This window comes from Shewanella amazonensis SB2B, assembly GCF_000015245.1.
In the GTDB taxonomy this organism is placed as follows: domain Bacteria; phylum Pseudomonadota; class Gammaproteobacteria; order Enterobacterales; family Shewanellaceae; genus Shewanella; species Shewanella amazonensis.
Genome location: NC_008700.1, coordinates 323,190 through 337,386 on the forward strand (window position 1 = coordinate 323,190; position 14,197 = coordinate 337,386).

At 50.3% G+C, this 14,197-nt stretch carries 9 protein-coding genes; 8 read left to right on the plus strand and 1 reads right to left on the minus strand.

Annotation, left to right across the window (positions count from 1 at the left end; genetic code table 11):
* The first annotated feature begins 11 nt into the window (after positions 1-11).
* The 5 genes from SAMA_RS01505 (at position 12) to SAMA_RS19295 (ending at position 7,832) form a co-directional block, all read left to right on the plus strand.
* Complete coding sequence (locus tag SAMA_RS01505; RefSeq protein WP_011758399.1) at positions 12-2,867, plus strand: Z1 domain-containing protein; 2,856 nt, start codon at positions 12-14, stop codon at positions 2,865-2,867.
* A complete protein-coding gene (locus SAMA_RS01510) occupies positions 2,848-3,864 on the plus strand; it encodes a PD-(D/E)XK motif protein (RefSeq protein WP_011758400.1) in 1,017 nt (338 codons plus the stop codon). Before SAMA_RS01505 ends, SAMA_RS01510 begins: the two co-directional genes overlap by 20 nt.
* Position 3,865: 1 nt before the next feature.
* Positions 3,866-5,665, plus strand: a complete 1,800-nt coding sequence (locus SAMA_RS01515) for an AIPR family protein (RefSeq protein WP_041409635.1) — start codon at positions 3,866-3,868, stop codon at positions 5,663-5,665.
* Between the two features lie 129 nt (positions 5,666-5,794).
* Entirely contained in the window at positions 5,795-7,357 is a 1,563-nt protein-coding gene (locus SAMA_RS01520; protein WP_011758402.1) for a DNA cytosine methyltransferase, read from the plus strand.
* Positions 7,358-7,406: 49 nt separating this feature from the next.
* A complete protein-coding gene (locus SAMA_RS19295) occupies positions 7,407-7,832 on the plus strand; it encodes a very short patch repair endonuclease (protein WP_232280533.1) in 426 nt (141 codons plus the stop codon).
* 25 nt (positions 7,833-7,857) lie between these two features.
* On the opposite strand, the gene SAMA_RS01530 is transcribed toward SAMA_RS19295, so the two are convergent.
* Positions 7,858-8,466, minus strand: coding sequence for a paraquat-inducible protein A (locus SAMA_RS01530; protein ID WP_011758404.1), 609 nt, complete (start codon positions 8,464-8,466; stop codon positions 7,858-7,860).
* Between the two features lie 290 nt (positions 8,467-8,756).
* On the opposite strand from SAMA_RS01530, the gene SAMA_RS01535 reads away from it, so the two are divergent.
* The 3 genes from SAMA_RS01535 to SAMA_RS01545 all read left to right on the plus strand — a co-directional run bounded on the left by SAMA_RS01535 (position 8,757) and on the right by SAMA_RS01545 (position 14,147).
* Positions 8,757-10,190, plus strand: coding sequence for an alanine/glycine:cation symporter family protein (locus tag SAMA_RS01535; RefSeq protein WP_011758405.1), 1,434 nt, complete (start codon positions 8,757-8,759; stop codon positions 10,188-10,190).
* 80 nt (positions 10,191-10,270) lie between these two features.
* The gene (gene yjjG / locus SAMA_RS01540; protein ID WP_011758406.1) at positions 10,271-10,960 is read left to right on the plus strand and encodes a pyrimidine 5'-nucleotidase; all 690 of its coding nucleotides are present in this window, start codon (positions 10,271-10,273) and stop codon (positions 10,958-10,960) included.
* A 256-nt stretch (positions 10,961-11,216) separates the two neighbouring features.
* Positions 11,217-14,147 (plus strand): TonB-dependent receptor, encoded by a 2,931-nt coding sequence (locus tag SAMA_RS01545; RefSeq protein WP_011758407.1) that lies wholly within the window; start codon positions 11,217-11,219, stop codon positions 14,145-14,147.
* Positions 14,148-14,197 lie beyond the last annotated feature (50 nt).

Here is a 14,197-nt window from a genome sequence, read left to right on the forward strand (position 1 = left end):
AGGAAACAAAAATGGCATTAAATCCCACGGAACAGAAAGTCTTAATTTTTGTACAGAATATGCTTGAGGCAGGAAGCCAGGTGACTCCAGCTATTATTCAGGAGCAGATAAATCTTGTTCTGAATATGAAAAAAGAGTGGAGAGCTGACACTGATGAGAGCGCAGTCATTGATGAGCTTATCCGCAGAGCGAGCACATGGGTTGGTGATGATGCATTGCTGACCAACGACGAAGGCCATATTGCTTGGCTGAACCAAGATCGTAAGCAAGGATGGCGTTACTGGCAGCGCTACCGTGAGTACCAGGAGAAAAAACTATCTTGGAATATTGTTGAAGGACTGGATAAGTCAACAGATCTGATTCTTGGCAATCTTGAAGATCCAAAACGTCAGGGACCGTGGGATCGAAGAGGACTGGTAGTTGGACACGTGCAGTCTGGTAAAACTGGCAACTATACCGGTCTGATCTGCAAGGCGGCTGATGCGGGTTACAAAATAATTATTGTGCTTGCTGGCATGCACAATAACCTTCGTTCCCAGACTCAGATACGACTGGACGAGGGTTTTCTTGGCTTTACGACGAGTGTCATTCAAGATGAGATGCACATTGTTGGTGTGGGCGAGATTGACAGAGACCCGGCTATACGACCAAATTTTGCGACCAACCGTTCGGAAAAAGGTGACTTTAATACCAAGGCAGCAAAACATCTTGGTATATCCCCAGAAGAGCGCCCTTGGTTGTTTGTTGTGAAAAAGAACAAATCGGTTTTGGAAAGGCTGTTAAAGTGGATTCAGGATCATGTTGCCAATATTCAGGATCCTGAGACAGGCAGGAAACTGGTTACCCATCTTCCTCTTTTGATCATAGATGATGAGGCGGACAATGCATCGGTTGATACAGGCGACCAGGCTTATGATGAGTTCGGTAAGCCTGATCTAGAGCATGAGCCTACCGCCATAAACCGGTTGACTCGAAGAATACTTCATAGCTTTACCCGCAAAGCTTATGTTGGTTATACGGCGACACCATTCGCAAATATTTTCATTCACAATCGAAGCGAGACTGAGAAAGAGGGGCCAGATCTCTTTCCTTCAGCATTTATTGCAAATCTTTCAGCTTCATCCAGTTACATCGGCCCTGCTAAAGTATTTGGTCGCTCGAGCGAAAATGGCAGGGAAGGAGGTCTTCCTCTTGTTAAAGTAGTCAATGACCATTGCTCTGAAGATGAAAAATCAGGCTGGATGCCAACCAAACATAGAAATGGTTATTACCCGTCAAGTGACCAGCAGCATGGTATTCCTGAGTCCCTAAGAGAGTCGGTCGATGCATTTGTGCTTGCCTGTGCAGCGCGAAGGCTGAGGGGGCAGAAAGATGAGCACTGCTCCATGCTGATACATGTCACTCGATTCACATCCGTTCAGGGACATGTTAAAGAGCAGGTTGCGGCTTATGTTGATTGGCTAAAGAGGCGCTTGGTGCGACGGATTGATCATTATGACGTGATTAATCAACTCAAGCAGCTCTGGGAAAGTGACTTTCTGGCTACAACTGAAACCATTCACTCTATGCACCCTGATATGGTGGATGAGAATACGTTGACTTGGTCGCAAGTAGAAGCAGAACTTTCGGATGCTATCTCAGAGATTGAAGTAAGAGCTATCAACGGTTTTGCGAAAGAAGCGCTTGATTATGCGGACAGTGCCGTAGGGCTTAAAGTCATTGCTGTCGGCGGAGATAAACTTGCCCGAGGACTGACACTTGAAGGACTGTGTGTCAGTTATTTTCTTCGTGCATCCAGAATGTACGATACATTGATGCAAATGGGACGCTGGTTTGGTTATCGCCCGGGATACCTTGACCTGTGTAGGCTGTATACAACCATTGATCTTGTGGAGTGGTTTGAACATATTGCTGATGCATCAGAAGAGCTGCGTGAAGAGTTCGATCTGATGACTGCCAGCGGTGCAACTCCAAAGGAGTATGGTCTGAAGGTAGCTTCGCATCCTGTGCTGATGGTTACTTCTAGACTAAAAATGCGGAACGCTCAAAGCCTTTACCTTTCCTTCAGCGGTCAGTCTGTTGAAACTGTTTCTCTTTTGAAGGATTTAGATTCTCTGAAGTCTAACCTGCAAGCCTTTGATCGCTTAACATTACGCTTGGGTGAACCTAAGCCGATTCCTGATAGAAATCGGAATGGCAGCAAGAAGTCTGGTAATGGCGTTCAGTGGACTAATGTGCCAGCTGAAGTGATCGTGCAGTTTTTAAGTGAATACAAAACTCATCCGGCTGCGATGAAGGTTAACAGTAGGTTACTTTCTGACTTCATTCAGAATATGAATAAAGAACATGAGCTTACATCATGGACTGTGGCAATAATTAACGGTGGCCAAGAGCGAACATACTCAATTTATGGTTCCAGCAGTGTTACAGTTAAATTGGTAAAACGTACCCCGAAAACGATTACTGAGGATCGGTACTCAATTGGAAGGCTTCTATCGCCAGCCGATGAAGCTCTTGACCTTGATGATGATGCTTGGGATGCAGCGTTGAATGAAACCAGAAACAACTGGAAGAATGACCCAGCTCGGTCAGAAAAATATAATGGAGAGCCGCCAAAGGAGCCGAATGGCCCGGCTCTACGAAAGGTGAGAGGGTTTGGTGCAGGCCACATAGCCGGCCATCCTGAGCGGGGGCTTTTGCTTATCTACTTGCTGAGCCCTGAGGGAGTTGATGACAGTTATGATGAGAGTACTGCACCAATTGTGTCTTTTGGTATCAGCTTCCCGGGAAGTGACAGCGGTACAAAGGTTAAGTATGAAGTGAACAATGTACTCTGGGAGCAGGAATATGACCCTTCTGTTTATTGAGGATGAGATCCTTGCTTCTTGGAAGGCATTAAATAATTCGGGTTCCGGTATTGGTTGGCAGGCTGTACCGGTAACCTCTCCGGGAGACTGTCGTATTGTGGCCGCGCGACACTTTCCGGAAAATGAAGAAGCATTGTTGGTGGGCTTTAACTTGGAAGTTCTGCCAATTAACACTCAGCTTCCTGAGGGAAAGGGTTTTCGGGTAGAAATAATTCGTGATGTGAGGTTGGGTCCAGATCACACGTGGATCGGCCTTATTAGGCAGGATTCAGGAAGCCTTGAAATTTTTCTTACCATGGTCAGAGATATTTTGATCATGGTAAGTAAGAAATCGGATATGTCTCCGGTAGCCTTGTTTAGTGCATTTATTGGGCGAATCAGAGCATGGCAGGACTTTATGAGCAAGCCTAGGGCTGTGCTTGGAGCTGAAGCCGAGGCAGGTCTTTTTGGAGAGCTGACTTTCCTGGGCCTATTAATCGACTCTGGGCTTAGCATATCTAATGCTGTTGAGTCTTGGTATGGACCACTGGGTGGATTGCAGGATTTTATGCTGGGTCATGGAGCTATTGAAATAAAAACGACTTTAGCGGAGAAAGGGTTTCCCGCTAAAGTTCATTCTCTGGAACAGCTGGATGATTCTATCGTTCGACCTATTTTTTTGGGGGCTGTTCGTTTGAGTCAAAATATCACTGGGTGCACACTTTCGAAACTAATTGATGATATTCGAGCAATGTTGTCACTGGACAGACAGGCCTTATCAGAGTTTGATAACCGCCTGTTGAGAGTTGGCTACTTGGACTCTGAAAGTGAGCATTATACAAGAAGCTTTTTAGCTATTGAGATTCGAAATTTTTTGGTAGATGAAAGGTTTCCAAGAATGATTCCAGGGACAGTTCCTTTCGGAGTTAAATCTGCAAAATATGAGATTGATATTGATCAGGTTGAAGCTATTGAAGTGCCTCTGATAGAGGTATATCGAGAATTAGGTATTGATTGAAATGGAATTAGTAGATTTTTTAAGACAGACGCAGGCTGAAGTAAAGGAATTGCTTAATGATAGGATGGAGATGCCTGGTGAGCCGTATCCCTATCCAGAGTCTGTATTTACCGAAGTCATGATGCAGCATATGGCTGATGTCGGAATGACGTTTGAGCCTGAGGTGTGCCATTTTGATGCTAAAGTAGGCAACGCAAAAGTACGTCTTAGTGGTTTCGCCTATACTGATGATATGGATCAGCTTGATATGTTCGCAAGTTTGTATTCGGATGCGACTGATATTCAACAAGTAGCCGTTTCTGACGTGACAAAAGTTGCCGAGCATTGTTTACGTTTTCTGAGTTTGTGTGCAGAAAAAAAATTGCTCAGCAAAATGGACCAAGCCAGTGAAGCTCATCCCTTGGCTCAGATTATTGAAGAAAAATACAGAGACTTTAACCAAATCCGTATATATGTTTTAACAGACCAAGTGCTTAATGCAAAGTCTAAACAGTTTCAGTCCAGAGAAATTCAGGGCAAGACTATTAAGCTTGAGGTGATGGATATTGAGCGCTTGTTTCGTCATACGTCGGCGGGCAAGCCCCGCGATGAACTTGTTGTTAATTTTGAAGAGGTTTCGGGAGGTCCTTTACCCTGTGTATGGGTGCCGGGACAAGTCTGTGAGTACGACTATGCTATGACTGTCATCCCGGGAGAGGCTCTCAGGTTTGTATATGACAAATACGGCCCCCGTATTCTAGAGGCCAATGTTCGCTCCTTTTTGAGTGCTTTAGGTAAAGTAAACAAGGGTATTAGAGAGACTTTGAGAACTGACCCAGAGCGATTCATGGCATATAACAATGGTCTAGTTATTGTTGCCGATGAAGTACACATTGGAAAGTCTGGGGACGGAACGCCGGGCATTACATGGTTGAAAGGTATGCAAATCGTTAATGGTGGGCAAACGACGGCATCTCTTTATTTTACAAAAAAGAAGTACCCTGAAATAGATTTAACAAAAGTGAGAGTTCCAGCCAAATTGATTGTTCTCCGTAAACAGGATTCCAGCAATGAGGATGAACTTATATCTGATATATCTCGATATGCAAACAGTCAAAATGCTGTTAGACAGTCAGATCTAGCTGCTAACCATCCCCTCCATGTTCTATTGGATAACTTTTCTCAGACAACGTACTGCCCTGATGGCGAAGGGCGTTGGTTCTATGAGCGTGCTGCTGGAAGCTATAAAGTGTTGTTTGAGCGTGAAGGAACTACTCCTGCCAAGCTTAAAAGACTGAAAACATCTATTCCACCAGCAAGAAAGATTACTAAGCCTGATATGGCTAAATATCTTTATATATGGGATCAGAAACCAGAGATTGTTTCGCTGGGAGCGCAGAAGAACTTCTTGGCGTTTATGGATAATCTTTCAGATTTTAAATGGGAATCTGGTGAAGAGCAGCCCACTCTCGATGACTTTAAAAAGCTGATTGCAAAGGCAATTTTGTTTAAAGCTGCTACAAGGTTGATTAGGCCAAAGTTCCAAGCATTTCAGGGTAATATAACGATCTACACACTGTCGCTATTGGCACTAAAGCTTGGTAGCCGGATTGATTTAGAAATGATTTGGAAGAACCAAGAAATATCTAACTCTCTGAAACAACAAATTTTAATTTGGGCTTCGGAGGTTCAGAAGCAGTTGCATAGTTCTTCATCAGGGAGAATGATCTCAGAGTGGGCCAAAAAAACCGAATGTTGGCAGCAGTTGCAAACCAAATCATTCTCAGAGCCTCTTAAATCGATTCCTGAGTGTAAGATGTAGAATTAACCTCATTTAGATGTAGGTCTTTCCCGTTTTGGTTGATCATGGGTACGGAACCCGTCGAAAACTACAAATTTGATGTTCTTTCAGGGTAGAATCCCGAAGTTCAATTTAATATAGAGAGTTTCGATGTATCCAGAATCAATTCAAGTTGTTGATTTATTTGCTGGTCCTGGTGGTCTTGGGGAGGGCTTCTCCTCTGTTGACAGGACTTTTCAGATTCTGGTCTCGGCTGAAATGGACCCTTTCGCTCATCAAACTCTCCGTTTGAGAGCGTTTTATCGCTTAATTTCTAACCATGCACCCAACGAATTGGATGATTACTTTGCGTTCTGTAATGGTGTTTCTGACAAACCTTATAGCTCGGAAACTGAATCATTATGGGAAGACGCTGGCGAAGAAGCGTTGCAAATTGTGTTGGGTTCTGAGGACGGGAATGCTCGTCTGGACAGCGCAATTAAGAAAGGTCTTAATAAAGATGCCCCATGGGTGTTGATTGGCGGGCCACCCTGTCAGGCATACTCCATGGTTGGTCGTGCCCGAAATAAAGGGAAGAAAGATTACAGACCTGAAGAAGATAATCGTCACTTCTTGTACAAAGAGTACCTGCGGATTATTCAGCAAAATAAGCCTACGGTCTTCGTCATGGAAAACGTTAAAGGAATTCTTTCTTCTACCGTAGGTGGAAAGCGAGTTTTTCATGAAATTCTTGATGACTTGTCGAATCCAGACGCGGCTTTAGGTGTTTCCGGCAGCGGTGAACGTTATGTAATTTGCTCTCTCGTTACAGATGCGCAGTACCATCATGGCGATGACGCTTCTAAGTTTGATGCTGGCCAATTTGTTATTCGTGCTGAAGACTATGGCATTCCCCAAGCCCGGCATCGTGTGATTTTGTTGGGTATCAAGCAATCTCATTTTGAGACCGTTATTGCCAGGGGACCATTGCCACTTCTTGAAAAAGCACCTGTGGTTTCCGTCAGAGATGTGATTGGTGATCTTCCAAAGCTTCGCAGTACTTTGTCCCGTGGTGGAGAAGCGGCGAAAGATTGGGATTCTGTTATTAAGCGTTATCTTCAAGGGCTGCTGTCAGAATCCCGAGGGCGGGGTGATGAGGACCTGGAGCATGAGTTTCAAAACACCTTAAATGCTGTTCGTCGGGATTTATCTAAAGGCTCTTTGCGCTACAAATGGAATCTTAGTGAGCAAAAGACTGGCACCTTGGATTGGTGGTATGGAAAAAACGCAGAAATGCTGAGCGTTGTTTTAAACCATGAGGCCAGAGGACACATGGATTCTGATTTAAAACGATACATGTATGCAGCTTGTTTTGCGAAGGCCCGCGGGGTATCACCGAAGGGCCATAAAGAGTTTAATTATGCTGGGCTGGCACCTGCCCATGAAAATTGGGAGAGCGGTAAATTTGCAGACCGATTCAGGGTTCAGGTTTATGACAAACCATCCACTACTGTGGTGAGTCACATATCCAAGGACGGCCACTATTTTATTCACCCAGACCCGGTCCAGTGTCGAAGTTTAACCGTGCGGGAAGCTGCCAGATTGCAGACATTCCCGGATAACTACTTTTTCCAGGGCAACAGGACACAACAATTCCATCAGGTTGGTAATGCTGTTCCTCCTCTGTTGGCGTACAAGATAGCCAGGATTGTGAAGGAAATTATTGAAGGATAAGCGCAGCTACAACATGTCCCGCATTCGGGGTGAGGATACCCGCCCCGAGATGTGGCTGAGGAAACGGATCCATGCGTTGGGGTTTCGTTATCGGCTGCACGACAAACGTTTGCCGGGAAAACCTGATCTGGTTTTCCCTAAATACCGTGCCGTAATCTTTGTAAACGGCTGCTTCTGGCACATGCATCACTGCCGCTTCTTTCAATTTCCTGCGTCTTCCTCCACCAAAGGGCGTGGGCCACAGTGGTGGCGGGAGAAGCTCATCGGTAATCGGCAGCGTGATCTTGAGAACATTGAAAAGTGTCGTGAGCTTAGATGGCGGGTATTGGTTTTGTGGGAGTGTGCGCTTAAGGGAACAGAAAAATTGCCTGAGCCGCAGGTTCTGCAGCAAATCACCCAGTGGCTTGAGTCCGGTTGCCATTATCTGGAAATCCCGGCGCCGGATGCCATTGGGCCCCGGTGTTCCACAAACTGATTCAGGCTAACCCTGCCGCATACCTTTACGCCGCTTGTAACCTTCTTCCCATCATCACATTGGATGCGATGGCAAACAGGCAGTAGCCGGTGAAGTACCAAAAGCCGGGCTCGAACTGGGCGTGCATGATGATAAGTTCACCCATCTGGCCCTTGGCGTTGCCGGCAAGGTAGCTGACGATAATCGCTACCACAAACACGTCGGCCATGCTCCACTTGCCGATGGCATCGATAAAGCTTTTAAGGCCCCGGGCGAGGGTGCCTGAGGCAAACAGCAGCAGTGCCTGGGACAAGAGTTTCAGGGTCGGGATAACCACCGAGAAGGTGCCTATGAGTATGCCAACCAGCAGGTTGCCGCTGTCGAACAGGTCTGTGATGGTGCCGATAATGCTGCGACTTTTCTGGTAAATCTCTACCTGACCTTCCAGTTGATTAAAGCCCAGAAAGGCGGATACCGAACCCAGAATACCGCGCACTTCGCCATCGTCGGTCATGAGCTCTATGGTGGTTTTGGCAAACTGGGATTTATCGGCCTGGCCATCGAGGCTTAGCATAGGCAGGCTGAGGCCGGGGATAAGCAGGGCCAGCGCTATCAAAATCAGCAGCAGTTGCGGCCATTTGCTTGTTGAGGTCATACGCACTCCAAATAGTCACTTCAAATCGTCATTGGAATAGGCCGCCGTAAAGTGGGGTTCGGCGGCAACGCAAAGAAAGCTGTTTTACAGTATCAGGGCTGAAGGCTGGCTGAATGCTGTCAGCCCTTTATTTTTTCTCTGGGCATAATCCGTATTCCGTATTCCGTATTCCGTATTCCGTATTCCGTATTCCGTATTCCGTATTCCGTATTCCCCATTCCTCAATCCCTTTCTATCCACGGCGTAGGCTGATAAGTTAGCGGGATGCCAGTTAACATAATGTCAACAAGATGACCGCCGACACTTCCTTTGATTTTGCCGCTGCCGCCGCCCGCTTTGCCGCCTTTGCCTGGGGGCCACACATGCTGGTTCTGCTGGTGGGTGGCGGGCTGTTTTTCCTTATTTACTCTGGGCTTGCGCCATTTCGTTATTTAAAGCATGCCATCGACATAGTGCGAGGCAAGTACCCCGAAGCCGATGCCGCAGGCAATATCAGTCATGCCGGGGCGCTGTCCAGCGCGATGGCGGGCACTGTGGGCATGGGCAATATTGGTGGGGTAGCGCTGGCGATAGTCGCCGGTGGCCCCGGCGCTATTTTTTGGATGTGGGTCAGCGCGCTGGTTGGCATGGCCACCAAGTTTTTTACCTGCTCACTGGCGATTATGTATCGCGGCACCGATGAAACAGGGCGGGTGCGCGGTGGCCCCATGTACATCATTACCCACGGGCTTGGACAAAAATGGAAGCCGCTGGCGGTGTTCTTTTGTCTGGTGGGGCTGGTGGGTAATTTCCCGCTGTTCAACACCAATCAGCTGGTGCAAATCCTCAAGGAATACCTGTTTTTATCCCCCGGCGACACGGGCGTTGCCGTGGGCAGTGGCGAGCATTTTGCCCTGGAGCTGGGCCTGGGGCTCGCCATCATGAGTCTGGTGGCGCTGGTGATCCTGGGCGGGATTAAGCGGATAGCGGCGGTGGCCATCAGAGTGGTGCCTACCATGATTCTGCTGTACGTGGGCTGCGCGCTTTATGTGATTTTAAGCCACCTTGGCGATGTGCCCATGCACCTGTGGCGCATAGTGGAAGATGCCTTTTCGGTGCAGTCGGTGGCTGGGGGCATTTTGGGCACCATGCTCACCGGGGTGAAGCGGGCCGCTTTTTCCAACGAGGCGGGCATAGGCACTGAGGTGATGGTACACGGCAACGCCAAAACCTCTGAGCCGGTGAAAGAAGGTCTGGTGGCCATGCTCGGCCCCGCCATCGACACCCTCTTGGTGTGCACGGCCACGGCGCTGATTATTCTTATCTCCGGCGTGTGGGAGCAGGGCGGTGCCAATGGCATCAGCCTGTCCAGTGCGGCCTTTGCCGCCACCATGCCGGGCATTGGCCCCTATCTTTTACTGGTGTGTGTTAGCTTTTTTGCCATAACCACCATCTTCACCCAGGCCTTTTATGGCAGCCAATGCTTTGCGTTTTTGTTTGGCGCAAGGCGCGAGCGCTGGTACTTGTACCTGTATTTGCTGGCGATTTTATTTGCCGCCACCAACAGCCTCACCGACATAGTCAACATCATCGACGGCGCCTACGGCCTGATGGCCATCCCCACCATGACAGCAGCCTTACTGCTGGCGCCTCGGGTGCGCGCAGCGGCAAAGGATTACTTTCGCAGGTTGCGCTCCCAAGGGGGCGAGTTGGTTGGCCGTGATGACCCTGTGGAGCGGCGCTGATAATAGTCAGCACAACTTTTGCCACAGCCGCTTTGGGCGTACAATCGGCGGCCCTGATGCCGTAATTAACAGGAAGTGATATGTCCAACTGCTCGCCGCTCAGCTTTGACTGGGTGTTATTTGATGCCGATGAAACCCTGTTTCATTTCGATGCCTTTGCCGGACTCAAGCGCTTGTTCGCGCGCTTTGAGGTGGACTTCGGTGAGGCGCAATTCCACGAATACCAGCAGGTGAACAAGCCCTTGTGGCTTGAGTATCAGGATGGTCGCATCAGTGCCAAAACCCTTCAGGAACAGCGGTTTGCCCTTTGGGGTGAGCGTCTTGGGGTTGCTCCCGGTGAACTGAACTCCGGCTTTTTGCAGGCCATGGCCGACATCTGTGCGCCGCTGCCCCAGGTGCCCGAACTGCTTGAGAGCCTTAAAGGCCGCTACCGCCTCGGCATCATCACCAACGGCTTTACCGAGCTGCAGCGCATTCGCCTCGAACGCACCGGCTTTGCCGATCACTTTGAACTCTTGGTGATTTCTGAAGAAGTGGGCCTGGCCAAGCCCGATAAGGCCATTTTTGACCATGCCCTGGATGCCATGGGCAACCCGGCCCGTGAGCGGGTGCTGATGGTGGGCGATACCCTGTCCAGTGACATTCAGGGCGGCCTCAATGCCGGGCTGCACACCTGCTGGTATAACCCCAACGCCAAGGTTAACGAAGCGGGCATTTTGCCGCATCTGGAGATTAGCTGTCACAGTGAGCTGGCTCGCTTATTGGCCTGAACGCCTTCCTTCGACTCCCGCCACGCCGCAGTGCTTTATCGCCTGCGGCGTTGTTTTTACGATGTTTTTCCCCCTTTCCCTGATGTTGCTTTGTGTTCAGCATGTTAACCAGATGTTGTGAATACGTATGCATAAGATTGAGCTGATAATTTGACCAAGCTTAGTATGGGGTCAACATGATCCAATGCTCCTTGGTGTCTGCGGTACAGGCGGGTGTTGGCAACAACAAGTGTCGCAAGACCAGGGAGAAAAACGCATGTTCAAGCTCAAACCCAGTGTCCTGACTCTGGCGTTGGCGGCTGCCGGATTGCCGCTGGCAATGGTGCATTCGGCGGCCTTTGCCGCCGAGCCGCAGCAAAGCGAGCCTCAGCAGACCTCAGACCCAACCGAGAAAGAGACCGACAATCAAGGCAAGCTTAATCCGGAAGATGTGGAACGCATCGAAGTCACGGGTTATCGCCGCAGTCTTATCGACTCACTCAATGCCAAGCGCTTTGGCGATACCGTTTCCGAGCAACTGTCTGCCGACGATTTGGGCGCCTTGCCCGATGTGTCCATGGCCGATGCGCTCACGCGCCTGCCGGGTATCTCGGCGGTGCGTACCGGCGGCCAGGCAGCAGAAATCAATATCCGCGGTATGTCCGGCGGTTTTGTGTTTTCTACCCTCAATGGCCGGGAGCAGGTGTCCACCAGTGGTTCCCGCAGTATCGAATTCGACCAGTACCCCTCAGAGCTCATCAACTCGGCAGCCGTGTACAAGTCGCCCAAGGCATCCCTGATTGAAGGCGGTCTGGCGGGCACGGTGGAGCTGGCCACGGCAAGTCCCCTGGCGGCGGATAAGGAACATAATGTCACCCTCAATGCCCGTGGCATGTACAACGACAGAGCCAGCGAAGTGTATGGCGCCGAGGAGTTTGGCCACAGGCTGAGTTTTTCCTATCAGGGCAAGTTCCTCGATGAAACCCTGGGCGTGGCGCTGGGTTATGCCCGGCTCGAGCAGCCCAGTGTAGCCACCCAGTTTATTGGTCTGGCCTACAGCGACAACAAGGATGTAGACGGCCTCGCCGACGACACCAATGGCCCTGAGGCCAATCCCGCCAACGAATACATCAGCGAAGGTTTTGAGATGCAGCACCTTGGCGGCGTTGAGGTGCGTAACGGCTATATGGGCGCCATCGAGTGGGCGCCGGTGAGCAACTTTAAGCTCAAGGCCGATGCCTTCCTGTCGCGCTTCGACAGCGAAGCCTTTGCCCGTGGCTTCCGGGTTAAACTCGGCGGTCCCACCACGGCCGTCGCCAATCCGGTGCTGGATGGTAACTCAGTGATAGGCGGCACCTTTAACCGCACGACCCAAAGTTACACCCGGGTGGAGCTGGTCAACGATGACAACCAGGATTTCGACCAGGTAAACAGCTTTGGGGTGAATGCCGACTGGCAGATAACCGACCGCCTGAATGTGGCGGCCGACGTGTCTTATTCCTCCGCCAAGAGCGATTTCCGTAACGGGCTTTTGTGGTCAAACGTGGCTGTGGATGCCAATGCCGATAAGCCTATTTTCGATGAAAACGTGTCCATCAGCTATTTGCTGAACGGGCTGGATCTGCCGGATCTGGGCTTCAATCAGGCCGACGCCTTCTCGGATATCAACCGGGTGATGGTCAGTAAATACGGCATCTATCCCTATGAAAACGAAGATGAAGTAACAGCCTATCGCCTGGACTTCAAATACGATCTCGACAGTGATTGGCTGTCTTCGGTGGAGTTTGGCGTGCGTTGGTCCGACAGGACCTACAGCAACGACCGCTCGGTGTTTGAGTATGGCAACGACGGCGGCTTCTCCAGCACCCAGCCGCCACTGCGACTGACCCAGGATATGGTGACAGTGGTGGATTGGAGCGGCGACTTCAGCTACTTCCCCTCCTATCTGGCTATCGATCTCGACAAGGCGCTCAATGCCTGGTTCCCCGAGGGTATCCCCCAGCCGGTGCAAACCTGGGGTAATGCCGATGGGGTGCTTGACCCCATGGGTTACACCACCAACTATTCCTGGTCTGTGCTGCAAAGCGGCGAAGTGTATGAGAAGGTGCTGGCCAGCTACCTGATGTTTAACATCGACACCGAAATCGGTGGCTTGCCGCTGACCGGTAACATAGGCCTGCGCGTGGTGGATACGGATCAGTCGGCCACTATGCTGCAAAACGTGGGCGGCGATCCGGCTCAGGGTGCCCAGTATATTGTGGATGAGAATGGCATAGTCAATGACCTCTATGCCCCGACAGTCGTGGGCACGACCTACACCGACTATCTGCCATCCATGAACCTGAGCCTCAAGCTCACCGACGACAGCCAGCTGCGTTTTGCTGCGGCCAAGGTGATGGCGCGGCCACCCATCAACCGTCTGGCGGGGGATGTCAGTGCCTCGGTTAACGATGACGGCGAGATTAACGGCTCCAGTACCAATAACCCCTTCCTGATGCCCTTCTACGCCACCCAGTATGACCTGTCTTACGAGTACTACTTCGAAGAGGGCGCGCTGGTGGCGGCGCTGTTCTACAAGGACATCGACTCCTTTATCGACACAGTCGCCATCGACGACTTTGACTTCCGCGGCCACGGCTTCAACGTGCCCGATTACATAGTAGATCCCGTCAGCGGTGAGCAGATAGAAACCACCAACGGCACCTACACCACGGCGGTCAACAATACCGAAGGCGGCTATATCCGCGGTCTGGAACTGGCCTACACCCAGGTGTTTGCGTCACTGCCCAGCCCCTTCGATGGTTTGGGGGTAAACACCAGCTACTCCTACACCGACAGTGAGGTGCAGAAGCTCACCAGTCTGGGGGGCGACAGTGTGCCGCAAACCCTGGAAGGTCTGTCGAAGCATGTTGCCAACCTGACCCTGTTCTATGGCTACGAGGGTTTCGAAACCCGTATCAGCGCCCGCTACCGTTCGTCCTTCGTGTCTGAGCAGGTGGCCATCAACAGTCAGGTGGTGAATTACGATGCCGAAACCGTGATTGACTATCAGGCGTCCTATCAGATTAACGACAATCTCGGGGTGCTGTTCCAGGTCAACAACCTCACCGACGAGCCCACCAAGAGCTACTTCGGCACCGAGGCCAAGACAGGCACCCTGCAGTATTTCGGTCGCCAATTCTTCCTGGGGGTGACCTATGCCATGTAACCCCACAGCGGTGCGAAAAGGTCATCAATTCACTTTTACCGAGGGAAGAC